This window comes from Primorskyibacter sedentarius, assembly GCF_004342065.1.
GTDB classification, from domain to species: domain Bacteria; phylum Pseudomonadota; class Alphaproteobacteria; order Rhodobacterales; family Rhodobacteraceae; genus Primorskyibacter; species Primorskyibacter sedentarius.
On sequence record NZ_SLZU01000001.1, the window covers coordinates 149,006 to 173,068 of the forward strand.

The window sequence follows — 24,063 nt, forward strand, 5'->3', positions numbered from 1 at the left end:
CGGGGGCGAGACTAATCTCTGGCGGCGGAGTGTCCAGCCCTGACCCGGCCATCCACGTCGCCCGGTGCGAATTGAACGGCACGCGCGGCAGCACTCAGACAGGCCGCTTACCGAGCGAACTGCCCGGCGCAATGCTCAGGACTCTTCGTCAATCCCGTAGCGGCTGAACACGCCGCTCTGCGTCATGAAAAAGACGAAGATCGCAGCACTCAGCCCGAAGGTCTTGAAATAGACCCAGGTTTCGGTGCTCATCGTCCGCCAGATCACCTCGTTCAGGACGGCGAGCCCAAGGAAGAACGCCGTCAGGCGCCGCGTCAGGATCATCCAGCCTTCCTGCTCCAGCGGCATGACCTCTTCCATCACGTATTTCAAATAGCTCTCGCCGCGCAGCAATCCGACACCAAGCGCACCGCCGAACAGCAGGTAGATCATCGTCGGCTTCATCTTGAAGAACTGGTCATCGTTGAACCAGACGCTCAGCCCGCCGAACACCACCACCAGAACCAGCGTCGCGACCTGCATCCGCGACAGTCTTCCCGTCAGCTTCCACAACGCCAGCGTTGAAAGGATCATCAGCGGCACGAAGCCCGCCGTTGCCAGTATGAAACCGTCATATTCTGTCCCGCCGATCAGGAAACTGCGGTCCTTCAGGCGCAGATAGGCCACGAAGAACAGGACAATGGGGCCAAGCTCCAGTGCCAGTTTCAGTATCGGGTTGATCTTGCGCTCTGCCAATTCAGGCCTCCATCCGGGGTGATGCGGGCTCAACCGCCAATTTCAACTATGACCGCGCCCGCCGCAATCAAGGCCATGAGCGCAATACGTCGCGGCCCGACCGTCTCTTTCAGCACCAGCCATCCGATCAGCGCCGCAAAAACGGTGGAGGTTTCGCGCAATACAGCCGCTTCGCCCACCTTGTCCAGCCGGGTCGCCAGCATGATGGAGCCGAAACTGAAAAAGGCGACGATGCCGCCCACCACGCCCCGTATCAGAAGCGGCGGCAGCGTGGGCCGCTGCGCCATGTTGCGCCAGCGCAGCACGCCCAGTAAGGGAAAGGCAAGCCCGTCGATCATGAAGAACCAAGCCAGAAAGGTGAACGGGTCCGACGTGGCCCGGATGCCGAACGCGTCATAGGTCGTGTAGAGCGCGACGAACAGCCCTGTTATGACGGCCAGCATCAGCGCCACCCAAAGCGTGTCGCGCTCTTGCGTCAGGAAAATCAGGTTATAGACCGCAAGCCCGAAGATACCGGCCAGAAGAACGCCAACCCCCATCCATTGCACCGCCGTGAACACCTCGCCGAAGATCAGGTAGGCGCCGATGACGGCAAACAGCGGCCCCGTGCCCCGCACCACGGGGTAGACGACCGTATAGGCGCCCTTGGTATAGGCCTGCGCCTGCAACAGCTTGTAGGCCGTGTGGATCACGAAGGCCCCAAGGAATATCACCCAAATATGCGGCTCTGGCCACGGCACCACGAAAAGCGCAAAAGGCGCCGCCATCAACCCATAGCTGCCATCAATTGCCGCCCGGCTGAGCCACGGGTCATGCCGCCCCTTCTGAAGCGCCCCGAACACCGCATGCAGAATGGCCGCGAGGATCGCCAGCACAAGTGCCAGCTGATGCCCGGCTTGCGTCCCTTCAAGAGAGATGAGCCACGCGCTCATCCCCGGCCCCGGCTGATGGAACCCTGCAACAGATTTCGGGGTTGAGAAGGCAGAGCTTTCAGGGATGGGAGTGAGGCAACCGGCATGTACCAGACCATCGTGAACGAATTCCAGGGCAGCTTTGCCGCCGTGCCCCCGGTGATCGCGGCGATCCGCCTGTCAGCCGCGCTGTTCTTCGCAGGCATCGTCGGGTTCGAAAGAGAGCGGCGCGAGAAACCGGCAGGGTTGCGCACGCATATGCTGGTGTCGATGGCGGCCTGTCTGTTCATCCTTCTCAGCCTGCAACTGGCCGAGATGTTTCCCGACAGCGATATCCGCGTCGATCCCCTGCGATTGATTGAGGCTGTGACGGCCGGTGTCGCCTTCCTTGCGGCGGGGATCATCTTTACCTCGGGCGGCAAGGTGCGCAACACGACAACGGGCGCGTCGATGTGGCTTGCAGGCGCGATCGGCCTTGCCTGCGGGTCCGGCCAACTGCCGCTGGCAGCGCTTGCCACCGGAATCGTGCTGGCCGTGCTGCTGGTCCTGCGGCAGGTCGAACGATGGATGGGCACGCGGTAGGGCCGCCCCCGGAACGCACAAGATCCCCTTGTGCGACAATCCGGGCAAAAGCTGGCCCCACTGTGCTTCACGACCGGTTGGAACCGGTAAGAGCCGCCGCGAATTCCTCGGGGTCGAACGGGGCAAGGTCGTCGATCTGTTCGCCCACGCCGATGGCATGGATCGGCAGGCCGAACTTGTCGGCAAGTGCCACCAGAACCCCGCCCTTCGCCGTGCCGTCAAGCTTGGTCATGACCAGCCCCGACACATCGGCCAGCTTCCTGAACGTCTCGACCTGGCTCAGCGCATTCTGCCCCGTCGTCGCATCCAGCACCAACAGGGTGTTATGCGGCGCATCCGGGTCCTTCTTGCGGATCACGCGCACGATCTTGGCCAGCTCTTCCATCAGGTCGGCGCGGTTCTGCAACCGCCCCGCCGTGTCGATCATCAACAGATCCGCGCCGTCATGTTGCGCCTTGGTCATCGCGTCAAAGGCAAGGCTCGCAGGGTCAGACCCTTCGGGCGCCGTCAGCACCGGCACCCCAGCGCGATCCCCCCAGACCTGAAGCTGTTCCACGGCAGCCGCCCGGAACGTGTCACCGGCCGCGATCACCACGGATTTTCCGGCGGCACGGAACTGGCTGGCAAGTTTGCCGATGGTTGTCGTCTTGCCCGAACCGTTCACGCCCACGACCAGCACGACCTGCGGCTTTGTGGGATAGATCGGCATGGGGCGCGCGACCGGTTCCATGATCCGGGTGATCTCGTCCGCCAGAAGCTGCTTGATCTCGGGCACAGACAATTTCCGCCCCATGCGCCCTTCTGCCATGTTGGCCGTGACGCGCAGCGAAGTATCGACGCCCATATCCGACGCGATCAGCAGCTCCTCAAGGCTTTCCAGCATATCGTCGTCCAGCGCGCGCCGCACCACTGTCCGGTCTTCGCGGCGGCCAAGCAACCGGCCAAAGAAACCGGTGCCCTGGGTTGGAACCTCCTGCGGTGTCTCCAGCGGGATTTCCTGCGGCGTGGCGGCCGGCCGGGGATCACCAACACCCGCAGGTATTTCCTGCGGGGCCTCTTGCGGAACCTCAACGGGGCTGTTGCCCGGAACCTCCGGCTCCGGTGTCGGGGCTGGCGTGGGCGTCACCGGGATTTCCGGCTCTGGGGGCGTTTGCTGTGGCAGGTCCGGCTCCGGGACGGGCTGCGGTTCTGCTGGCACATCGGGTTCGGGCGCCTGCGGAATTTCGGTTGGCGCCTCCGGCGCTTGGGGCGTTTCTTCCGGCAGGTCCGGCGCTGGCTCCTCTGGCAAAGTCTGCGCGGCGAGGGTCTCTTCCTCGCCACCGTCGCTGACAATCGCCTCCAGCCCCTCGTCAATCTTCGACGAGGACTTGAACAACCGGTTCTTCAGCTTGCCGAAAAAGGACATGGGTAGCCTCCGCCTGAGTTTCTCTTCACCTAATACGACATTGGCGGAGATGAAAGTGTCACAGGCGCATCCCGTCCCGCGCGCGGTGATGAAACCCCGGCATCCGCGCCGGCCCGAATTGCCAGCAAACCGCAATTCACAGGGTGTTTGAGCATTTCGAACGGGGCGAATACCAGAGTTGCGCGCCTTCAGGGCCAGCGCGCATCGCGGCGGCGCTGTTCCAACCGCGCGACCCATGCTGAAGAGGAAAGTGAAATGGCCCACTGATATTGATCGGGATTTTGCAATAGCCAAGAGGGGCAAACGCGAATCAGGATGTCCGGAGGACCCAATGCCCGAATACGTCATCGCCCCGCCCCCCGTTGTCGGCCTGCCTGTATCGGGGAGTGACGCGCTGTTTCCCGTGCGCAGGGTCTATTGCATCGGGCGCAACTACGCCGCCCACGCGATCGAGATGGGCGATGACCCGGACCGTGATCCGCCTTTCTTCTTTCAGAAAAACGCCAACAACCTCGACCCGTCGGGCAGCTTTCCCTACCCGGCAAAGTCCGACGATGTGCATTACGAGGCAGAGATGGCCGTGCTGCTGAAGGAAGGTGGCACCAACATTCCCGTGCAAAAGGCGCTGGATCACGTCTTTGGCTATGCGCTGTCGCTGGATATGACGCGCCGCGATCTTCAGGGCGAGGCCAAGAAGAAGGGCCGCCCGTGGGAAGTTGGCAAGGCGTTTGAGCGGTCCGCACCGATTGGCCCTGTGCGTCCCGTGGCGGAGGTGGGGCACCCCGCCTCGGGTCGGCTTGCGCTGACTGTCAATGGCGAGATCAGGCAAGAGGGTGACCTGAACCAGATGATCTGGAAAGTGCCCGAGATGATCAGCTATCTCTCCGACTATTTCGAACTTGCCCCCGGCGATGTGATCCTGTCCGGAACACCCGCTGGCGTGGGCCCCGTCCTCCGGGGCGACGTGATGGAGCTGTCCGTCGAAGGGCTGGACAGCCTGCGCGTCGAAGTCATCTGAACACCGCCCGTCCCACCATGCAGACACACCGGCAATGTCCCCCACCACGTGCAACGGCGGTTGACGAGTTGGGCGCATTTCTGGCATGGACCTTGGCATGTCCGGTTCCGGGGTCCGCCCCGGAGGCAAGAGGGAATGCAGTGCGGTGCGTGACGCGCCAACTCTGCAACTGCCCCCGCAACTGTAAGCGGCGAGCAAGGCTGATCGCGCCACTGGAGAAATCCGGGAAGGCCAGCCCGATGCGACGAACCGCGAGTCAGGAGACCTGCCGGATTTGTGCCCTCGGAAAGGGCGCCTGAACCCGGCGTCGGGGAGTGCGCCTGATCCATTGTTCCGCTTGGAAAAATGGTTTTCCGCCTCCCCTTCGTCCAGAAAAACTGCGTGCCGGGTGTGGCATGATGGGACAAGGACGACATGAGTTGAAACATCTTCTTCTCGCAACGATGGCAGCGCTTGCAGCACCTGCGTCAGCACACGCGCATTTCCTTCTGGAATATACGACAGACACCATGATCGACCGCCCCGGTGACGTGCCGGTCAAACTGGTCTTCTGGCACCCGTTCGAAAATGGCCATGTCATGGATCTGGAAATGCCCGAAGAGTTCTTCATGGTCCATAACGGCAAGCGGACGGATCTGCGCGATACGCTGGAACCCATCCGTTTCATGGGCAGCCAGAACGAAGCCGCGGCATTCAAGGGCTCTGTCCCGGTCAAGCGGTCGGGGGATTATGTGATCGTGACCGTTCCCGCGCCCTATTACGAAGAAGCCGAAGACATCTACATCCAGCAGATCACGAAGGCATTTCTGAACCGCAATCAACTGCCCACCGACTGGGCCGAACCGGTGGGTCTGCCGGTCGAGATCCTGCCGCTCAACAAGCCCTACAACATCATTACCGGCTCCACCTTCACCGGTCAGGTCGTCGCCAATGGCGCGCCCGTACCGGGGGCCGAGATCGAGATTGAATACATGGCGGCAGAGCCCGACATGCAAAGCTCTGCCGCATCGGATCCTGTCGTCTCGCCCATGCCGGGTGGTGCTGTCGTCGCCATTTCCGACGCGAACGGCTATTTTTCGTTCGGTGTGCCGAAAGCCGGTTACTGGGGCTTTGCCGCGCTTGGCGCGGGGCCAGTGACTACGCATGATGGCAAGGAACTTAGTCAGGATGCCGTGATCTGGATCCGCGCCTGGGATATGGAGTAACCATCCATGCACATCGTCGACGGCGCATTGTCCAACCCGGTCGTGATCGCAGGCGCCGTCGCCGCGGCAGGCGGCATCGCCATGGGGCTGAGATCGCTGGATCTGGAACGCATCCCGACCGCAGGGGTGCTGTCGGCCTCTTTCTTCGTGGCGTCGCTGATCCATGTGCCGCTGGGGCCGTCCTCTGTCCACCTTATCCTGAACGGGCTGGCCGGGCTCTTGCTGGGATGGGCCGCTTTCCCTGCCCTGTTCGTGGGGTTGCTGCTGCAGGCTGTTTTCTTTGGGTTCGGCGGTCTGACGGTTCTGGGCATCAATACGCTCAACATCGCGTTGCCCGCCGTGCTGGCCTGGATGCTGCTTGGTCGGCTTATCGGAGGCGGCAGCCCGGTATCGGGCGCTGTCTGGGCCGCGATTGGCGGGGCGCTTGCCACGGCAGGAACCACCGCACTTGTCGCGCTGTCGCTTGCGCTGTCGGGCGACGAATTCCTGACCGCCGCGAAATTCGTTTTCTTCGCACATCTCCCCGTGATCGTGATCGAAGCATTGCTGACCGGGTTTGCCGTGCTACTGGCCCGCAAGGTAAAGCCAGAGCTTTTCGCAACCGCCAGAGGGGTCCCGGCATGACCCGCCTGCTGCTGTTGCTGGCACTTTGCTCCGCGCCCCTGCCTGCGCTTGCCCATAAGGTGATCGCCGGGGTGTTCCCAGCCGGCAAGGCCATCGAGGGCGAAGTCGGCTTTTCCAACGGGACCATGGCCGCCGAGGCGGAAATCATCGTCACCGGCCCGCAGGGTGAAGAGCTGGGCCGGACCACCACCGATGCCGACGGCTTTTTCATCTTTGTACCGGCGATCAACACCGCGCACACATTCCATGCGGATCTTGGCGCAGGCCACGTGGCCAACGTCACGCTGTCCGCAGCGGAGGTGGCACAAATCCTCGGGGACGCGCCCCAGCCTTCCCAATCCGCAGGTGCTGGCGCGACCGGGCCGTCCGCCACCCAGGTTGCCGCACCCGCCTTCACCCCGGACCAGCGCCAGGCAATCGCCGAGGCAGTCCGCAATGAGATCCGTCCCCTTCGCCGGGAGATCGCCGCCTACCGCGAAAAGAACGACCTTCAGACCATTCTGGGCGGCATCGGCTATATCGTCGGCCTGTTCGGGCTGGGCTTTTACATCGCGGCCCGCCGCAAGCTGGCCGCCTGATGGCCCACGCTCTGGGACATGATGAAAAGACGCTGGCAAAGGTCGGCGCGGTGGGCGGTCAAGCCCTGATCGGCGCGCTTGACCCGCGGATCCGCATCGCGCTGGCCTGCCTCTTTGGCATCGTAACGGTCGCTCTTACGACCATCCCGGCACTAGTCGCTGCCCTTGCGGTTGCCTTGGGTCTTCTGTCCGTGTCGCGCCTGCCGCCGGGACGGACGCTGAAGCGCATGGCACTGATGGACGGGTTCATCCTTGTCATGCTGGTCCTGCTGCCCTTCTCTGTCCCCGGCGACGCGATTTTCACGCTCTGGGGGTTTCCGGCAAGCTGGCAAGGGCTCTGGCGCGCGATCGAGATCGGGCTGACAGCCAATGCCGCCATCCTCGCCCTGATGGTGCTGGTCGGCAGCATGGAGCCTGTCATGATGGGCCACGCTCTGCACAAGATGCGGTGCCCGGAAATGCTGGTCCATCTGCTGATGTTCACGATCCGCTATATCGAGGTGCTGCGCGAGGAATATCTGCGCCTGCGCGCCGCGATGAAGGTCCGGGGGTTTCGTCCGGGAACGAACTGGCACACCTATCGCAGCTTCGGCTATCTGGTGGGCATGATGCTTGTACGTGCCATGGAACGGTCTGAACGAATCCTCGACGCGATGAAATGCCGGGGTTTCTCGGGGCGTATCCTGCTGATGCAGGAATTCGCCCTGACACGTCGGGATCATATCTTTGCGGGTGCAATCTGCGTTCTGTGCATTGGCCTGCTCGCATTGGACCTCGCATGGCGCTGATCCAGCTGGACGATATCCGCTTTGCCTATCCCGGGCACGAGGCCGTGCTGGACGGCGTGTCCCTGACGCTTCGGCAGGGGCAACGGCTGTCGCTGACCGGTCCGAATGGCGCTGGCAAGTCCACGCTGTTCCGCATCATGCTGGGGCTTCAACGCCCAGATGCGGGCCGCGTGACCGCGTTTGGCAAAGAGCGTCGGCAGGAGGCCGATTTTCACGAGGTCCGACGCCGCGTGGGCCTGGTGTTTCAGGACGCGGACGATCAGCTTTTCTGCCCCACCGTGGCCGAGGATATCGCCTTCGGGCCGCTGAACCTTGGCAAATCGCGGGAGGAGGCGCTGGCCATCGTCGACACGGTGCTGATCGATCTTGACCTGACCCACTTGCGCGATCGGATCACCCACAAGCTTTCAGGCGGCGAGAAGCGCCTTGTGACGCTCGCAACCGTCCTCGCGATGGAGCCTGAAGTGCTGCTGCTTGACGAACCCACCAACGCACTGGATTCCCGCAACGAGGCGCGCTTGCTGGAAATTCTGAACAGCCTGCCTCAGGCCATCCTGCTGGTCAGCCACAATCCCGACTTTCGCGCGCGCATCGCCCCGGAAGAAATACGTCTGGAAGACGGTCGTCTGCACGGGGCCTGACGCCTGCCTGCATCAAGCCATTCCCGGTCAAACCCGCCCGGATTACTGCTTCCGCAGCAGATAGGTATCCATGATCCAGCCGTGACGCGCCCGCGCCTCGGCCCGCAGCGCGATGATCTCGGGCTCGGCCGCGCGCAGGGGGCCGCTATGCAAAATCTGCTCTGGCATGCCCAGAAAAGCCCCCCACCAGATCTCCACCCCTTCGGGGTCGAGCGTGCGGAAACTGCATTCGCCGTCCAGCATCACGACCACCGTCTCTGCCCCTGCGGGCCAGCCGTGATCGCGCAGCTTGCGCCCCGTCGTCACCACCACGGCGCCGTTCACCGTGTTGAACGGAATGGCATGCGCTGCGGTCAGCGCCTGAAGGGCCGTGATGCCCGGGATGACCCGCAGCCGCGGCGCGGGCGACAGTCGCGCGGCGATCCGCAAGGTCGAATCGTAAAGCCCGGGATCCCCCCAGACAAGCAACGCAACCGGGCCGTCGGGGGCATCTTCCAGCGCAAATTGCCAGCGCGCTGCAATCTCGTCATGCCAACGGGCGACACGGTCCTGATACGGTAGGCTGTCATCGCGCACCGGCATGTCAAATTCGATCACCCTGGCGGTTGCGCCTGCCCCGTTCAGGATGGCGTGGCGCAGATGGGCCAGATCCTCTTTGCCCGCACCCTTGCGCGGGATCAGAACGGTGGTGGCGTCGCGCAGGGCATCGCGCCCTTCCAGCGTCACATGACCGGGATGCCCGGTTCCGATGCCGATCAACCAAAGCTCAGTCAATGCCCACCCCCATTTCGGCCAGCGGCCCATAAAGGATCAGCGCCGGGGTGGTGCCAATCTCTCCGGACAGTTTCTCAACCAGCCCCGCAATGGTCGAGCGATGCAGGCGCTGCTCGGGGGTGGAGACTGCTTCGGCCAACAACGCGGGCGTCTCGGGCGGCAATCCGCGTGCAGTCAGAAGTGCGGCAAGTTCCGGGAAGGTGCGCTTGCCCATGAATACCACGGTCGAGGCACTCGGGTCTGCCAGCGCGTTCAGGTCGATATCCTCGGGCAATGTGCCTGCCGCGCCATGGCCGGTGACAAACTGCACCCGCCGGGCTGTCAACCGCCGTGTCAACGGGATGCCGCAGGCGGCGGCGGCCGCCACGGCAGAGGGCACGCCGGGGATGATTTCATATTCGATGCCCGCCTCGCGCAGGGCGGCCAGTTCTTCCTCCAACCGGCCAAACAACCCGCTATCGCCGGATTTCAGCCGCACGACGCGCTGTCCGGACCGGGCATAGTCGATCAGCAACCGGCTGACGTGATCCTGCTTTGGCGAGGCACGCCCCGCCCGTTTGCCAACGCCCACCAGATCCGCGTCGGGGTCGGCATGTTCAAGGATCGGGCCGGAAGACAGGTCGTCAAACAGCACCGCATCGGCGCGGCGCAGACGGTCCACGGCCTTCAGCGTCAGCAATTCGGGATCGCCGGGGCCGGAGCCCACGAAGCTGACAAAACCGGTCATGCGCCCTCTCCGGTGATAAGGTGAAAGAACGTGCCGCTGACAGTGCCGCGCCACGAGCCGGTCTCGGGCACCGGATTGCCATCGGCGTCAAACACGTCCGCCAGCGGGGCGTCGGGCTGTTCCAGAATGGTGGAATAGTGGAACTCGTGCCCGCGCAGGGCAGCGCCCGCCGCATGGCCCGGCAGGGGCGACTTCAGCACCGCGCGGCGGTAGCCAAGGTGGAACTTGCGCTTTTCATAGCTGGTCACCAGACCCAGCAGACCGGCCATCCGGTGCGCCGTGCCGGCCTTGTCGATCAGGGTCTCGCCAAGCGCCATGTAGCCGCCGCATTCCCCATGCACGGGGCGCGTTTCGGCATGGCTGCGCAGGCCCTTGCGAAATCTGTCTGCCGCGGCCAGCTTGCCCGCGTGCAGTTCCGGATAACCGCCGGGCAGCCAGACCAGATCGGCAGAGGCATCGGGCGCCTGATCCGCGAGGGGCGAGAATGGCAGGATTTCGGCACCAGCCGCCCGCCAGCCTTCCAGAAGATGCGGATAGGTGAAGGAAAACGCCGCATCCTGTGCCAGCGCGATCCGCTGCGCGGGCGGGGTCGGCAAGGGGCCGCCGGGCACGATGGGTTTGCCGGATGCAGCCGCTTTGATCGCCTCCAGATCCACGTGATCGCGCAGGAATTGCGCGTAGCCCGCAATAGCTGCCTCAAGATCGGGATGTTCGACCGCCTGGATCAGTCCCAGATGCCGTTCCGGCAGGGTCAGATCCCCTCGCCGGGGCAGCACGCCCAGAACCGGCAGGCCTGCGCGTTTCATCCCCAGACGGGTCAACCGTTCATGCCGGGGCGACGCGACCCGGTTCAGGATAACCCCGGCGAAGGGCAGATCGGGCATGTAGTTGCGAAACCCCAGCGCGGTGGCCGCCGCTGATTGCGCCTGCCCGCCCACATCCAGTACCAGCACGACCGGCCAGTTCATCCGCTTTGCGGTTTCCGCGCTGGTGCCAAAGCCGCTTTGGCCGCGCGTGGCAACCCCGTCATAAAGACCCATCGAGCCTTCGGCGATGCAGATATCCGCATCCGCAGCCTTGGCCGAGATCGCGGATAACAGCCCGTCATCCATCGCCCATGTATCGATGTTATACGACGCCCGACCGGAGGCAGCGCGATGAAAGGCCGGGTCGATATAGTCGGGGCCGGATTTGAACGGCTGCACCGCGAGCCCGTCCTCCGCCAATGCCCGCAAGAGGCCCAGCATCACCGTTGTCTTGCCGGTGCCCGACGAGGGCGCAGAGATCAAAAGGCCGCGCATGCTCATTGCCCCTCTGGCGTCCAACCCGACCACGGGCTGTCAGAGCTTTGCGGTCGGTAGCGGCGATCGTAATCGACCGCATAAAGGCAGCTTTCATCGAACCCCTCGCCAGCCAGCGCCGGGCCAACAAGGATCAGCGCGGTGCGCTTGATGTCCTCGCCAAGGCGGTCCTCGATATCGGCCAAAGTTCCGCGCACGATCTGCTCATCCGGCCAGCTTGCGCGATAGACCACGGCAACCGGGCAATCGGCGCCATAGGACGGGGTCAGGTCGGCCACCACACGCGTCAGGTTCTGCACCGACAGATGAATGGCCAGCGTCGCGCCGGTCGCGGCAAAATTCGTCAGGGTTTCACCCTCTGGCATCGAAGACGCCCGCCCCGGCGTCCGCGTCAGCACGACTGATTGCGCCAGGCCGGGCAATGTCAGCTCTGTCCCCAGTGCGGCTGCGGCTGCGGCAAAGGCAGGCACGCCAGGCGTGACAGAGACCGGAATGCCAAGCGCCCGCAGGCGGCGCATCTGCTCGCCCATCGCCGACCAGACCGACAGATCGCCGGAATGCAGCCGCGCCACGTCCTGCCCCGCCGCATGCGCCGCTTGGATTTCCGCGACGATCTGATCCAGATCCAGCGGAGCCGTGTTCACGATGCGCGCGCCTTTGGGACAATGATCCAGAATGGCCTCTGGCACCAGAGAGCCCGCATAAAGGCAGACCGGGCAAGACGCGATGATATCGCGCCCGCGCAATGTCAGCAGGTCGGGCGCCCCCGGTCCGGCACCAATGAAATGAACGGTCATGTTGTCTCTCCTGCGGCCAAGGCACATGTGGCCATGCGATCGTTTGATATTACCCGGCCTTGCAAAAGCCGTGCGCCCGGCCCTGCGGCGCAAAGCGCTGCCGCCTCGGCGACGCTGCCTGTGCCCCGCGCGGCAATCGAGGCGGGCGCCTGCGTGGCGGTCTGCGGCGACTTCAGCGCAAGCGGCGGGATGGCATGCACCGGCAAGGCAAGCTCTTTGGCAAATGTCTGGAAGGCGGGGCTGGCTGCCTTGTCGGCGGCGGTTGCCAGAGCCGTCACCTGCCCGGCCCCACCCGCACGGCGCAGCGCATCGTGCAGGCTGTCGACGCCCGCGGCAGAGCGGAACCCGAACCCGGCCACGATCATAGCGTCACGCTCCACTGCACAATCGGGTATGCGGCTTTCCACCCACGCAGCTTGCCCAAGGGCGCCGCCTGCGCCAGATCGATCCGCATCAGATCACCGCCCAGCCTGCGCTGCGCCTGCGTCAGGATCGCTTCCGAGTCCAGCGTCACCGCATTGGCGACCAGCCGTGCGCCTTTCGCCAAGGTTTCGAGCTGTTCCAGCAGATCCAAAGACAGCCCGCCGCCGATGAAAACCGCGTCCGGACGATCCAGACCTTGCAGCGCCTCCGGCGCCCTGCCTGTGATGACCCGCAAGCGGTCCATCCCCAGATGCGCTGCATTGCCGGTGATGCGATCCGCGCGATCCGCCTGCGCCTCGACGCAGGTGGCGCGCAGGGACGGGTCGGACAAAAGCCATTCAATCGCGATGGACCCGGACCCGCCGCCAATATCCCACAGATGCTCGCCCGCGCGCGGCGCGAGGGCTGACAGCGTCAACGCCCGCACCGGGCGTTTGGTGATCTGCCCGTCATGGTCGAACCAATCGTCTGGAATGCCGCTGGACCTGGGCAGGCAAGCGCCCTGCCCGGCCACCTCGATGGCGACGCAAAGCGGATGGTCAAAGCGCGCGTCCCTGCCCAGTCGCGAGGCTGCGACACTGGTGATCCTTTCGCGCGGTCCGCCCAAGGCTTCCATCATATGCAGGATGCTGTCCCCGAACCCTTCGGCCGCAAGGTATTGCGCCAGCCCGTGCGGGCCTTCGCCGTCGCGCAGCGTTGCAATAAAACGAGCCTGCGGCGCGAGATGCCGCCGCAGCCGCGCAAAGGGGGCGGCATGCAGGCCCGTGCAAAATGTCGTCTCTAACCGCCAGCCCAGACGGTTGGCAGCCAGCGCAAAGCAGGACACACCCGGCAACGCGCGCCATTCTTCCGGCGCCAGATGCCGCGCGATCACCGCGCCTGCGCCAAACCAGAACGGATCACCCGAGGCCAGCACGGCAACACGCCGCCCCCGGAAGGAAAGCAACCGGTCAATGCCATCTGCAAAGGGCACGGGCCAGTCCACCCTCTGCGTCGAGAGTTCCGGCAAAAGCGACAGATGCCGCGGCGGCCCCATGACGATTTCCGCCGCCTTCAACGCGGCAAGGCTTGCAGGCGACAGCCCTTCCGGCCCATCTTCGCCCAAACCGATGATCGTCAGCCAGGGAAGATCAGCCATGACAGCAAACCTCCTGATCCTTGGAGGCACGACCGAAGCCACGGCCCTGGCGCTGCGTCTGGCCCAGACTGGCATACCGGGCACGCTGTCGCTGGCCGGCCGTGTCACGCGCCCCAAGCGGCAGCCCCTGCCGCTGCGGATCGGCGGGTTTGGCGGTGTCGAGGGGCTTAGGGCTTATCTGAAAGACAACCGGATCAGCCATGTTGTGGACGCCACCCATCCCTTTGCCGCACAGATGAGCCGCAACGCCATCGCAGCCTGCGCGCAGGCCGATGTTCCGCTGATCGCGCTCAGCCGCGCGCCGTGGGCGGCGCAGCCGGGGGATGACTGGCACCACGTCCGGGACATTGCTGGCGCGGTTGCGGCGCTGGACCGCCCGGCATCGCGGGTGATGCTGGCTGTGGGCCGGATGCATCTGGCCGAATTCGCGCCGAACCCGCAGCATCGCTACCTGCTTCGGCTGGTCGATCCGCCAGAGGTGCCCCTGCCGCTGCCCGATGCACTGGTCATCGTGGAACGCGGGCCTTTTACGGTAGCAGGCGACCGCGCCCTGATGGAGGAGCATGGGGCAGAGCTTGTCGTCTCGAAGAATTCCGGCGGCTCGGGCGCTGTGGCCAAGATCACGGCCGCACGGGAACTGGGCCTGCCCGTCATCATGATCGACCGGCCCGCTTTGCCCGACAGGCGCGAGGTGTTCACCGTCGATGCTGTTCTGGACTGGCTGTCGCATCACAAGGCCGACCTCGGCGTGTAGATGATGGGCGCGCCCGCGCGGCGGATGATCCGGGTGCGGGACGACCCGACCAGAACGACAGTGCGCATATCCGCCATATCGGCTGTGCAGTCAGGCAAGGGCACTACGCGGATCGACTCATCCGGGGTAGAAACAGCCCGCGCGAAGATCACCGGGCGGGCATCGCCGCAGGCCTCGTTCAGCACTTGCAGCGTACGCTCAAACCCTTCGGGCCGGGATTTCGACCGCGGATTATAAAAGGCCATGGCGAAATCCGCCTCTGCCGCAAGACGAAGGCGCTTTTCGATAACCTGCCACGGTTTGAGGTTGTCGCTAAGATTGATGGCGCAGAAATCATGGCCCAGCGGCGCGCCGGCCCTCGCCGCCGCCGCCAGCATCGCCGTGATACCCGGCAGCACGCGAATATCCAGATCCCGCCACTCGGGCGCGCCCGCCTCGACCGCCTCGAACACGGCAGAGGCCATGGCGAAAACCCCCGGATCCCCGGAAGAGACCACGACAACGCGCCGCCCTTCGGCTGCCATGGCAAGCGCATGGGCCGCGCGGTCCAGTTCGACCCGGTTGTCGCTGGCATGTTTCGTCAGGCCCGGCCGTTCCGGCACCCGCGCGACGTAAGGAATGTAGCCCACGATATCCGTGGCCTCCGCCAGCGCGTCGCTGACATCCGGCGTGACAAGGTCTTCCGCGCCGGGGCCAAGCCCCGCGATGATCACCCAGCCGCTCATGGACGCCGCCCCTGCCCGTGCACCACGATGATCGAGAAATAGGGCGTGACCTTGTCGGACGCCTCTGCCAGACGCGTCACCGTCTGCCCGGGCATGGAGGCATATTCGACGAGCCACGCCTGATTATACCGGCCCGCCTGCCGAAGGGCCCGCCGCACCTTGTCGATATTGCGCCCGATCTTCATCACCACCAGCGCGTCTGTCTGCGCCATCCGGGTTGCAAGCTCGGCCTCGGGCAAGGTGCCCATCAGCACGGTCAACACGTCATCGCCCCATGTGATCGGCGTCCCGGTGGCCGTCCAGGCGCCGGACATGCCGGTTATTGCGGGTACGACCTCTACCGGCACATCGTCCTTGAGGCGCGTGTAAAGATGCATGAAAGAGCCGTAGAAAAACGGATCGCCTTCGCACAGCACCACAACATCCCGGCCCCCTTTGGCGAGGTCGCTCAGATGCGCGGTGCAGTCTTCGTAAAACGCGGCCAGCATCTGGTTATAGGCCGGATCGGTAAAGGGGATCTCTGTCGTGACGGGATATTCCATCGGGTATTCGACGGCGTCTTCGGGGATCATCCGGTCGACGATCTGGCGCGCCTGCCCCTTGCGGCCGGCCTTGCGGAAATAGGCCACATGCTCTGCCTTGCGCAGCAGCCGGTCGGCGCGCACGGTCATCAAGTCCGGATCGCCCGGACCAAGGCCAAGGCCATAGACAGTGCCCGCGCTCATTCCTTACGGCTCGCGATGGCATTGATCGCGGCGACGGTGATGGCACTGCCGCCAAGCCGCCCCGCCACGATGCAACAGGGCACGGGCTGATCGGCCCAAAGCGCCTCTTTGCTTTCCATCGCGCCGACAAAGCCCACCGGGCAGCCGATGATGGCCGCAGGGCGCGGGCAGTCCGGATCTTCCAGCATGTTGAGCAGATGAAACAGCGCCGTCGGCGCATTGCCTATCGCCACCAGCGCGCCTTTCAGCCGTGGCCGCCACAGTTCCAGCGCGGCGGCAGAGCGGGTGTTGTCCATCTCGCGCGCAAGCTCTGGCACCGACGGGTCGCGCAGGGTGCAGATCACATCATTCTTTGCGGGCAGTCGCGGTCGCGTCACCCCTTCGGAAACCATATAGGCGTCACACAGGATCGGCGCGCCACCTTCAAGCGCCGCCCGCGCAGTTTCGGCAAAGCCCGCCGTGAAACGGATATGCTCTTCCAGTCCAACCATCCCGGCCGCATGGATCATCCGCACGGCGATCTGTTCTTCATCCGGTGAAAACCGGGCCAGATCGGCCTCGGCGCGGATGGTGGCAAAGCTCTGGCGGTAAATCGCGGCGCCGTCTTTTTCGTAGTCGTAAGGCATCTATATGACCTCTTCGAGGTTCGTGATCTGTGCGGGGGTCAGCCCGCCTTGGCTGGGCTCTTCCCACGGTGCCCCGTTCAGGACAAGGTCGAATGCACCTTCCCGACCGACCAGCGTGACATCTGCGGCGCGGGGAAACGCGCAGCCCTTGGCGCAACCCGACACATGCAGGCTGCCGGAAACCTGCGCGGCAAGCCGGCCCGCGATCTGTCGGGTCGCGACCGTCGCTTGCGGGCAGTAAGGCGCGCCCGGGCAGGCATGCGCCCGCAGGATGGGGTCGTCGGGTGAATGGACAAATTCCTGGGTCAGGCAGGGGGCCGTTCCGCCACGCAGCCAGAACATGCGCCCAAGCATCAGCCGCAAGGCAGGCGCGCCGGTCTCCTGCATCAGTACGGACAGGGCCGCGGCGTCGATCTTTCCAAACGCGGCCCCAAGGATGCTGCCACCGTTTGCAGGACCAATGGTGAACTCCGCTGCGGCACTGCACGGCGCGATAACCTGCCAATCACCGGGCAACGCGACCTGCGCCAGATGTCGCGCCATGCGGCCATGGTCCCGACCGCCCGTCGAAATGAACCACGCCGCCATTTCGCGCAGGGCATCCATGGCTGTGTCTTCTGAGACGGGTCGCCCCCGCGCCGCGCCATCGGCCCGCAGGATCAGCCCGCCCTCGTCACTAATCTCGAACCGGAAATCGGCCGAGCCTGCCCGAAGATGCGCGCCGCGCCCGGCATCCAGAGCGATCCCCATCTTTTCCGGCAGGTCCGGCAGATCGGGCAAGGTCGCAAGAACGGCCCCATACAAGCGATCCGTCAGGTCGCCATGCCGCCAATCAGGGTCGATCAGGATATTGCGATGGCCTTCGACGCGCGGATCGGAATCGATCAACCCCAACCCGTCCAGTTCGGCCAGCAGCGCGGCGTGATCTTCACCTGCGACGCCCCGGATCTGCAAATTGGCCCGGGAGGTCAAATCCAGCGTGCCATTGCCGAACCGCTGCGCCAAAGCGCACAGGCCAAGCGTCTGGTCACGGTCAAGCTCGGCCCGAAACGGCCGCACCCGCACCACCAGCCCGTCGCCCGACATCATCGGGCGATGTGCGCCGGGGCACCAGCCCTTGATCTGCGGATTGGCCGACGGGACACTCATTCCAGCGCCTCCAGCGAGGCCCGGACAGAGTTGCGGCGCGTCTCCCAAAGGCCCGCCTCAAGCAGCGCATTGAAGCGGTCGCGCATCGCCTGGAATGCCTGCGGGTTGGCCTGTTGCAGAAAATCAGCCGTTGCCGGATCGCCAAGCGTGGCCTCGTGGTAAAGGTCGAAAAGATGCGGGCCGACCACACCGGCCAGATGCGCGAAGCTTGCCATATGGTCGAGTGTGGCGGCAATCTCCGCCGCCCCGCGAAAGCCGTGGTCGCGCATACCGGAGATCCAGTCCGGGTTGGCAGCGCGCGCCTGCACGACGCGGGCAATCTCTTCGGGCAAGCTGCGGGCACGGGGCGCCGCCGGATCGGTATTGTCGAGGTGCCATAAGGCGGATTTGCCGCCGGTGATGGCTTGCGCTGCGGCGAACCCCGCCTCATGCGCGGCATAGTCCGAAGCCAGCAGAAGATCGGTTTCCGGCAGGTCCTGCAAATGCACGAAACTGTCGGCGGCGGCCACGCGGGCGCGAATGCCAGCGCCGTCTTGCGTGGCGCTGTCGCCATCCAATGCCCAGGAGGAGGCTGACAGCCACGCCTCCCCTGCCTGCTGCCGCGCGCCTTCGGAATAGTCCTCAAGTGCCGCCCCCATGCCAAGGCCGAAACTGCCCGGGGCGGGCCCGTAAACGCGCGCCTCGTCGCGCCCGACAAAGGGGTTCCAGTCGGCTGCCTCGTCGCGCGCGGCCAAAGCCCGCACGGACTGGGCGAACAGGGCAGAAAGGGTCGGGAACACGTCGCGGAACAGGCCAGACACCCGCAGCGTCACGTCAATGCGGGGACGGTCGAGCTCTGCAATGGGCAGCACCTCGATCCCTGAAACACGCTCTGACCCTGTGTCCCAGACCGGGCGCACGCCCAGAAGATGCAGCGCCATGGCAAATTCCTCGCCAGCCGTGCGCATCGTGGCCGATCCCCACAGATCGACGATCAGCCCGCGCGGCCAGTCGCCCTCGTCCTGCAGATGGCGGCGGATCAACTCCTCGGCCAGCCGCACACCCTGCGCATAGGCCGCGCGCGTGGGCACCGATCGCGGATCAGTGGTATAGATGTTGCGGCCCGTGGGCAGCACGTCATTGCGCCCGCGATAGGGCGAACCCGACGGCCCGGCGGCGATGCGCTTGCCCTCCAGCGCGTCCAGCAGGGATTGCCGTTCGCCCGCCACCGACGCCTCTGTCGCAAAGGGCGCGCCCGGACGGGCCGGACGGCCCCAGATATGCAGGCCCTCGCCGAACTGGCTTTCCTTCACGTCGCAGACAAACCGGTCGATCCGGGTTATCGCCTCGGCCGAACAGGACGCGCTTGCAAGGCCAAGGTCATCCTCCACCCCAAGCGCCTGCGCCTCTGCGCGGATATCATCCTGCAACCTGTCGCGGCGGCGTGGGTCAAGCCCGTCGGCGTTGGAGAACTCGTCCAGCAGAGCCTCCAGCCGTACCAGCCGGTCCGGCGTGCCGCTTTGCTTCAGAGGCGGAGGGATATGGCCCAGCGTGACAGCGCCAATCCGACGTTTGGCCTGTGCGGCCTCTCCGGGATCGTTGACAATGAACGGATAGATCACCGGCAGCTTGCCGGTCAGCACTTCGGGCCAGCATGCGCGCGACAGCGCAACCGATTTGCCCGGCAGCCATTCCAGCGTGCCATGCGCGCCGATATGGACCAGCGCATCGGCCTGACGCTGAAGCCAGAGATAGAAGGCCACATAGGCGTGGCGGGGCGTACGCGAGAGGTCGTGATACTCGTCATCGCGCGCTTGGGGATTCCCGCGTTCGGGTTGCAGGGCGACCAGCGCTTTGCCCCGGCGGATCGCCGCAAAGCGAATATCGCCGTCCTGGCAGTCGGGGTCCTGCTCTGGCGCGCCCCAGATCTGGTGCAGCGCGTCCTGCAATTCGTCGGGGAGTTCGGCCAAAGCGGCCTTGTATTCCGCCAACGGCCAGCGGGCATCGCGTGCAAGCAGCGCGTCCGAAAGCGGCTCCTCCGATCCCTCGACGTCGTATCCGTTCTCTGCAAGATCCGACAGGATCGCACTGGCCGAGGCGGGCGCGTCAAGCCCCACCGCGTGGCCCATGTTCCAGTCCTTGCCGGGATAGGTCGACAGGACCAGCGCGACGCGCCGGTTCGCGGCCGGGCTGCGGGCCAGATGCAGCCAGCCTTCGACCCTGTCCACCACCGCAGCGATACGCTCCGGCTCTGCCGCGTGGGCGAAACGGGCGAATTGCAGATCCTCGTCACGGGCGCCGGGTTGCTTGAAGGACACGACCCCGCCCAGAATCCGGCCATCAACCTCTGGCAACACGACATGCATCGCCAGATCAGTCGGGGACAACCCGCGCGGCGCCTCGTCCCACGCTTGTCGGGTCGAGGTCGCTAGTGCGACCTGAAACACCGGCACCCCGCCCGCATCAAGCGGAGAGCTGCCATCCTTGCCCCGCCCCGAAAAGGCCGTGGCGTTGACGATTGCGTCCGGCGCCAGATGGTTGATCTGGGTGCGAAGCCAGTCTGCCGCATCGGGCGCCTTGAGCGAGGGCACATAAAGCGCCAGAACATCGTGGCCCCGCGCTTTAAAGCTGCGCATCAGGGCCTCTATTGGGGCGGTGTCGGCAGCGACAAGGTAGGACCGGTAAAAGGTGATCACGATGCGCGTGCCGGTTTTTGCAGGGAGATCGGCCGGATCATGGACGCCGCGTTCCGATGACCACGCACCCATCGGCGGCAAGGATTTGGACCCCGGCACCGGGCCTGCGTACAGCCCCGCCGCAAGTGACAGCTGCGCCAAAGCCGCCTGTGCCGCCACTACGCCGCCCGTGTCACACAGGTGGGCCAGTCGCCGCAGGGTGGAAACCGGCAGAGTCGATTCCGCATCCAACCGTGGATCGGGGCGGCCATCCGCGGGCAAGACCGCCAGTGCGATACCCTTTTCCTGCGCCAGCGCCCGCACCTGTTGCAACCCGTAAGACCAGTACGGCACGCCGCCGATCAGCCGGATCAGGATACCCTTCGCACCCGAAAGCGTCTGTTCGACATAGGTATCGACCGACAGCGGATGTTTGAGCGCCACGAGATTGGCCAGACGCAGGGACGGCAAGCCGCCCGTCGGCCCACCGCCGCGATGCCACGCTTGCGCAAAGGCGCCAAGATCACTGTCAGAGAAGGACAGCACCACCAGATCCGCCGGGCTTTGGCCCAGGTCGGTCGGTGTCTCGGTTTCTTCGAGCCCGTGGCTCTCGCGAAAGATCACATGCATGTTTTTGCGTCCGGTGTGGTGGAGACATCCCCACCCTACGAAGTCATGCCGGTTCGGTCGCGCCAAGCGCGGCTTCGATCACGTCACGGCGAATGTCGTCATGTTCAGCGATCACGACCAACCGGCCCTGCCGGGATTCGGCCCCTGTCCAGGGGCGGTCGAACTGATGCCGCACCCGTGCCCCGACCGCTTGTACCAACAGGCGCATCGGCTTGCCCTGAACGGCGGCATAGCCTTTCACGCGCAGGATGTTGTGGTCATTCGCGAGCGCCTCGATCGCGCGTACCAGCTGCGCCGGATCGGACAGTTCGGGAATATCGACAACGATGCTTTCGAAATCCTCGTGGTCGTGGTCATGCGCTTCGTCGTGGTGGCTGGGGCGCGCATCCATGTCATCCTCGGCTGCGGCCTCCAGCCCCAGGATGATGCGCGGATCGATGACACCCTCGGCGACCTCGATCACCGGCAAGGTGCGCGGCGCCTCGGCGGCGATGATCGCCTTGGCCTTGGCCACGCCTTCAGGGCCCGCAAGGTCAGGCTTTGTCAGCAGCACGATATCGGCACAGGAGATCTGGTCCTCGAAGACCTCGGACAGGGGCGTTTCGTGGTCGATGCTGTCATCGGCCTGCCGCTGCGCATCCACCGCCGCCACATTTGGCGCGAAACGACCCGCCGCAACGGCCTCGGCATCCGCGAGGGCAATCACGCCATCAACGGTGATCTTCGACCGGATATCGGGCCAGTCAAACGCCTTGAGCAGCGGTTTCGGCAAAGCCAGCCCGCTGGTCTCGATCAGGATGTGATCGGGACGCGGCTCCAGCGCCATCAGCGCCTCGATCGTGGGGATGAAATCGTCGGCCACGGTGCAGCAGATGCAGCCATTGGCCAGTTCCATGATGTTTTCGGCCGGGCAATCGGGGATCGCACAGCTTTTGAGGATCTCGCCATCGACGCCGACATCGCCGAATTCATTGACGACAATGGCAAGACGCTTGCCACCGGGGTTCTGCATCAGCTGACGGATCAGGGTGGTCTTTCCGGACCCCAGGAATCCGGTGACAACGGTTACGGGCAGCTTGGAGAAATCAGTCACGGGCGGGCCTCCTAGGCGGGATCAATGGGGTCAATCGGGGGGATACGCGCAATGCAGTTGCGCTTGAAATGCTCGGGCCGTTCGCGCCACGGGATCAGCCCGTCCGGCGTGGCATTGTAGCGGGACGCACCGTCCAGCAGCATCGCGGCTTGCGTGGTCTCGTCCAGCCCGCCGTAGACATAGGTCCAGCGGTTGCCGCCGCGCAGCGCAACGGTGCAGCCGGCCTCGCAGTTTTGCAGGCATTCAACGGCCCGCAAACGCACACCTTCGGGCAGCTCCCGCGCTGCCAGATCGTCATACAGACGCTGGCCGGGGCGGCGCTCATCCTCGGGGGTTTCCTGTCCCCGGCGGCATTTCACGCAGACCAGAAGCTCTGTCTGGGCGATGCCCTTCGGGTCGTCGAGATCCTTCATGCGCGATCACGTGTCCTGCGTCGTTGGAACGGGGCAAAGTGCAGGATCGCCCGAAGAAAGGGCATTGAACCTGACACCAGAACACCCCGTCCGGTTGCGATGTCATTCAGCTGGCAGGTCTCCCGGCTTGCGGATCTCGATCAGGTGGTCCTGATCTGCGGTGCCCCGTCCTTCCCAGCCTGTCAGGCCAGTGGTTCGGAACCCTTTCCGGTCACGGTCGCGGGGGCGGCTGCTTTGACCCGAAGACGTTCAGGCGCTGCATTCCCTTTTCACCTGTTTACACAGGCACCAGCTTGATGCCAGATGCGCCTCAATCCTGGGGTTTGTCAAGCAGAGGTCCGCGCCATGAGCGATGAAATCACCGTCCGCCACAATGAGAAGATGCGCAAGATCAAGGCCGCGCGCGACAAGATGATGGAAACCAAGACCGAAGAAAAAGGCCTGATCGTGGTGCATACCGGGCCCGGCAAGGGCAAATCCTCTGCCGGGTTCGGCATGATCATGCGCTGCATCGCCCACGAGATGCCCGCGGCCGTCGTGCAGTTCATCAAGGGCAACTGGGACACGGGCGAGAAGACCTTCCTGCGCGAACGGTTTGCCAAGGAGGTACGATTCTTCGTCTCGGGCGAGGGGTTCACCTGGGAAACGCAGGACCGCGAGCGCGACATCGCGGCGGCGCAGAATGGCTGGAAGATCGCCAAGGAACAGATCCTTGATCCCGAAATCCAGTTCGTTCTGCTGGACGAGATCAACATCGCCCTGCGCTACGACTATATCGATATTGACGAGGTGGTGGACTTTCTGCTGACCGAGAAACCCGCGATGACGCATGTCTGCCTGACCGGCCGCAATGCCAAGCCGGAACTGATCGAGGCGGCAGATCTGGTCACCGAAATGACCTTGCTCAAGCATCCGTTCCGCGATGGGGTCAAGGCGCAGAAGGGGGTGGAGTTCTGATGGCCGTCAAACGCCTGCTGACAGAGTTCGGCATGGGAAGCTCCCTGCGCCGACAGGACTATACCGAGGCCGCCACCCGCGCCGTGAAAGACGCGCTGTGGCACAATTCGATCAATCTGGCGGAGCTTTTCGGCAAGCAAAAGACCGAGATGCAGATCACCGTGGATGTCGGCGTGGCCCAGCCCGACCGCGTGGATGTGGCGGCCGTCAAGGCGGTCTTTCCCTACGGGCAGGTCACCGTGAACGTCACCCAGGGCGGCCTGGACGTGCCCCGCCCCGACGGCGACGGCAATCCGACGGTCATGGCCAATGTGGCAATCTCTGTCGCACTTGATGTGGAGGGTGCATGATGCAGCGTTTCATCATCGAAATGGGCATGGGCAACGACCTGCACGGGCAGGATTACACCAAGGCCGCAGGCCGCGCGATCGAAGATGCGTTGCGCCATTCGTCGATCCCGCTGTTCGGCGCCTTGGGGCTGGGCCATGATGCGATGCGCGTGCAGGTAACCGTCGGCGTGCAAGAGCCCGAGGCGGTCGATTGCGACACGCTTGCCGCCACCCTGCCCCGCGGCCGCGCCGAGGTGCGGGCCGTGAAAGGCGGGCTGAACGTGACCAACCCCGATACCGGCGAGTTGACCGTGATCGCGCAGGCCGCAGTCGAAGCGTTCTTGCCGAAACAGGTCTGACC

Annotated in this window: 27 protein-coding genes and 2 riboswitches; of the genes, 11 read left to right on the forward strand and 16 right to left on the reverse strand. The window is 64.7% G+C overall.

Translation table 11 applies throughout. From position 1 onward, the window contains the following. Positions 1-135: 135 nt before the first annotated feature. Together EDD52_RS00740 and EDD52_RS00745 are read right to left on the reverse strand one after the other, a co-directional pair. Positions 136-735, reverse strand: a complete 600-nt coding sequence (locus EDD52_RS00740) for an inner membrane-spanning protein YciB (protein ID WP_132241113.1) — start codon at positions 733-735, stop codon at positions 136-138. 29 nt (positions 736-764) lie between these two features. After that, the gene (locus EDD52_RS00745) at positions 765-1,667 is read right to left on the reverse strand and encodes an EamA family transporter (protein WP_132241114.1); all 903 of its coding nucleotides are present in this window, start codon (positions 1,665-1,667) and stop codon (positions 765-767) included. 84 nt (positions 1,668-1,751) lie between these two features. On the opposite strand from EDD52_RS00745, the gene EDD52_RS00750 reads away from it, so the two are divergent. After that, complete coding sequence (locus EDD52_RS00750) at positions 1,752-2,228, forward strand: MgtC/SapB family protein (RefSeq protein ID WP_132241115.1); 477 nt, start codon at positions 1,752-1,754, stop codon at positions 2,226-2,228. 67 nt (positions 2,229-2,295) lie between these two features. Here EDD52_RS00750 and ftsY read toward each other — a convergent pair whose 3' ends face one another. Beyond that, entirely contained in the window at positions 2,296-3,633 is a 1,338-nt protein-coding gene (gene ftsY / locus EDD52_RS00755; RefSeq protein WP_132241116.1) for a signal recognition particle-docking protein FtsY, read from the reverse strand. Between the two features lie 331 nt (positions 3,634-3,964). Here ftsY and EDD52_RS00760 point away from each other — a divergent pair, with 331 nt between their 5' ends. From EDD52_RS00760 to EDD52_RS00785, 6 genes are all read left to right on the forward strand, one after another. After that, on the forward strand, positions 3,965-4,651 hold the full coding sequence (locus EDD52_RS00760) for a fumarylacetoacetate hydrolase family protein (protein WP_132241117.1): 687 nt from the start codon (positions 3,965-3,967) through the stop codon (positions 4,649-4,651). Positions 4,652-4,736: 85 nt separating this feature from the next. Further along, a riboswitch (cobalamin riboswitch) is annotated at positions 4,737-4,938 on the forward strand. A 132-nt stretch (positions 4,939-5,070) separates the two neighbouring features. Next, the gene (locus tag EDD52_RS00765) at positions 5,071-5,856 is read left to right on the forward strand and encodes a DUF4198 domain-containing protein (RefSeq protein ID WP_132241118.1); all 786 of its coding nucleotides are present in this window, start codon (positions 5,071-5,073) and stop codon (positions 5,854-5,856) included. Positions 5,857-5,862: 6 nt separating this feature from the next. Continuing rightward, on the forward strand, positions 5,863-6,480 hold the full coding sequence (gene cbiM, locus EDD52_RS00770; protein ID WP_132241119.1) for a cobalt transporter CbiM: 618 nt from the start codon (positions 5,863-5,865) through the stop codon (positions 6,478-6,480). Then, positions 6,477-7,058 (forward strand): cobalt ABC transporter permease, encoded by a 582-nt coding sequence (locus EDD52_RS00775; RefSeq protein WP_132241120.1) that lies wholly within the window; start codon positions 6,477-6,479, stop codon positions 7,056-7,058. The genes cbiM and EDD52_RS00775 overlap by 4 nt, the downstream gene beginning before the upstream one ends. Further along, complete coding sequence (gene cbiQ, locus EDD52_RS00780) at positions 7,058-7,846, forward strand: cobalt ECF transporter T component CbiQ (protein ID WP_132241121.1); 789 nt, start codon at positions 7,058-7,060, stop codon at positions 7,844-7,846. The genes EDD52_RS00775 and cbiQ overlap by 1 nt, the downstream gene beginning before the upstream one ends. Continuing rightward, entirely contained in the window at positions 7,837-8,487 is a 651-nt protein-coding gene (locus EDD52_RS00785) for an energy-coupling factor ABC transporter ATP-binding protein (protein WP_132241122.1), read from the forward strand. The genes cbiQ and EDD52_RS00785 overlap by 10 nt, the downstream gene beginning before the upstream one ends. 42 nt (positions 8,488-8,529) lie before the next feature. On the opposite strand, the gene cobF is transcribed toward EDD52_RS00785, so the two are convergent. The 6 genes from cobF to cbiE are packed head-to-tail and all read right to left on the reverse strand — an operon-like array spanning position 8,530 to position 13,647. Next, positions 8,530-9,261 (reverse strand): precorrin-6A synthase (deacetylating), encoded by a 732-nt coding sequence (cobF, locus tag EDD52_RS00790; RefSeq protein WP_132241123.1) that lies wholly within the window; start codon positions 9,259-9,261, stop codon positions 8,530-8,532. After that, entirely contained in the window at positions 9,254-9,988 is a 735-nt protein-coding gene (gene cobA, locus EDD52_RS00795) for a uroporphyrinogen-III C-methyltransferase (protein ID WP_132241124.1), read from the reverse strand. The genes cobF and cobA overlap by 8 nt, the downstream gene beginning before the upstream one ends. Beyond that, entirely contained in the window at positions 9,985-11,289 is a 1,305-nt protein-coding gene (locus tag EDD52_RS00800) for a cobyrinic acid a,c-diamide synthase CobB (RefSeq protein WP_132241125.1), read from the reverse strand. The genes cobA and EDD52_RS00800 overlap by 4 nt, the downstream gene beginning before the upstream one ends. A 2-nt stretch (positions 11,290-11,291) precedes the next feature. Beyond that, positions 11,292-12,086 (reverse strand): precorrin-4 C(11)-methyltransferase, encoded by a 795-nt coding sequence (gene cobM / locus EDD52_RS00805; RefSeq protein WP_132241126.1) that lies wholly within the window; start codon positions 12,084-12,086, stop codon positions 11,292-11,294. Continuing rightward, complete coding sequence (locus EDD52_RS00810) at positions 12,083-12,451, reverse strand: cobalamin biosynthesis protein (RefSeq protein ID WP_132241978.1); 369 nt, start codon at positions 12,449-12,451, stop codon at positions 12,083-12,085. Before EDD52_RS00810 ends, cobM begins: the two co-directional genes overlap by 4 nt. Then, positions 12,448-13,647, reverse strand: a complete 1,200-nt coding sequence (gene cbiE, locus EDD52_RS00815; protein ID WP_132241127.1) for a precorrin-6y C5,15-methyltransferase (decarboxylating) subunit CbiE — start codon at positions 13,645-13,647, stop codon at positions 12,448-12,450. Before cbiE ends, EDD52_RS00810 begins: the two co-directional genes overlap by 4 nt. Between cbiE and EDD52_RS00820 the strand changes: the two genes are divergently transcribed. Beyond that, on the forward strand, positions 13,646-14,401 hold the full coding sequence (locus EDD52_RS00820) for a cobalt-precorrin-6A reductase (protein WP_132241128.1): 756 nt from the start codon (positions 13,646-13,648) through the stop codon (positions 14,399-14,401). The two genes, cbiE and EDD52_RS00820, sit on opposite strands and share 2 nt — an antisense overlap. Here EDD52_RS00820 and cobJ read toward each other — a convergent pair. The 7 genes from cobJ to EDD52_RS00855 are packed head-to-tail and all read right to left on the reverse strand — an operon-like array spanning position 14,377 to position 22,416. Continuing rightward, positions 14,377-15,126 (reverse strand): precorrin-3B C(17)-methyltransferase, encoded by a 750-nt coding sequence (cobJ, locus tag EDD52_RS00825; protein ID WP_132241129.1) that lies wholly within the window; start codon positions 15,124-15,126, stop codon positions 14,377-14,379. The genes EDD52_RS00820 and cobJ overlap by 25 nt on opposite strands. Further along, positions 15,123-15,851: a precorrin-2 C(20)-methyltransferase gene (locus tag EDD52_RS00830; RefSeq protein ID WP_132241130.1), complete on the reverse strand. Its 729-nt coding sequence runs from the start codon at positions 15,849-15,851 to the stop codon at positions 15,123-15,125. Before EDD52_RS00830 ends, cobJ begins: the two co-directional genes overlap by 4 nt. Next, the gene (locus EDD52_RS00835; protein WP_132241131.1) at positions 15,848-16,477 is read right to left on the reverse strand and encodes a precorrin-8X methylmutase; all 630 of its coding nucleotides are present in this window, start codon (positions 16,475-16,477) and stop codon (positions 15,848-15,850) included. The genes EDD52_RS00830 and EDD52_RS00835 overlap by 4 nt, the downstream gene beginning before the upstream one ends. Beyond that, on the reverse strand, positions 16,478-17,626 hold the full coding sequence (locus EDD52_RS00840; protein ID WP_243651799.1) for a cobalamin biosynthesis protein CobG: 1,149 nt from the start codon (positions 17,624-17,626) through the stop codon (positions 16,478-16,480). It abuts the gene before it with no gap. After that, positions 17,623-20,910 carry a cobaltochelatase subunit CobN gene (cobN, locus tag EDD52_RS00845; protein ID WP_132241132.1) on the reverse strand — a complete coding sequence of 1,096 codons (3,288 nt, stop codon included), beginning with the start codon at positions 20,908-20,910 and terminating at the stop codon, positions 17,623-17,625. Before cobN ends, EDD52_RS00840 begins: the two co-directional genes overlap by 4 nt. A gap of 43 nt (positions 20,911-20,953) precedes the next feature. Then, a complete protein-coding gene (cobW, locus tag EDD52_RS00850) occupies positions 20,954-22,003 on the reverse strand; it encodes a cobalamin biosynthesis protein CobW (RefSeq protein WP_132241133.1) in 1,050 nt (349 codons plus the stop codon). Between the two features lie 11 nt (positions 22,004-22,014). Then, positions 22,015-22,416: a DUF1636 family protein gene (locus EDD52_RS00855; RefSeq protein ID WP_132241134.1), complete on the reverse strand. Its 402-nt coding sequence runs from the start codon at positions 22,414-22,416 to the stop codon at positions 22,015-22,017. A gap of 95 nt (positions 22,417-22,511) precedes the next feature. After that, positions 22,512-22,724: riboswitch (cobalamin riboswitch) on the reverse strand. Between the two features lie 37 nt (positions 22,725-22,761). On the opposite strand from EDD52_RS00855, the gene cobO reads away from it, so the two are divergent. The 3 genes from cobO to EDD52_RS00870 are packed head-to-tail and all read left to right on the forward strand — an operon-like array spanning position 22,762 to position 24,061. Beyond that, on the forward strand, positions 22,762-23,373 hold the full coding sequence (cobO, locus tag EDD52_RS00860; RefSeq protein WP_132241135.1) for a cob(I)yrinic acid a,c-diamide adenosyltransferase: 612 nt from the start codon (positions 22,762-22,764) through the stop codon (positions 23,371-23,373). Then, on the forward strand, positions 23,373-23,723 hold the full coding sequence (locus EDD52_RS00865) for a Lin0512 family protein (RefSeq protein ID WP_132241136.1): 351 nt from the start codon (positions 23,373-23,375) through the stop codon (positions 23,721-23,723). The genes cobO and EDD52_RS00865 overlap by 1 nt, the downstream gene beginning before the upstream one ends. Further along, complete coding sequence (locus EDD52_RS00870; protein ID WP_132241137.1) at positions 23,720-24,061, forward strand: Lin0512 family protein; 342 nt, start codon at positions 23,720-23,722, stop codon at positions 24,059-24,061. The genes EDD52_RS00865 and EDD52_RS00870 overlap by 4 nt, the downstream gene beginning before the upstream one ends. The last annotated feature ends 2 nt before the right edge of the window (positions 24,062-24,063 follow it).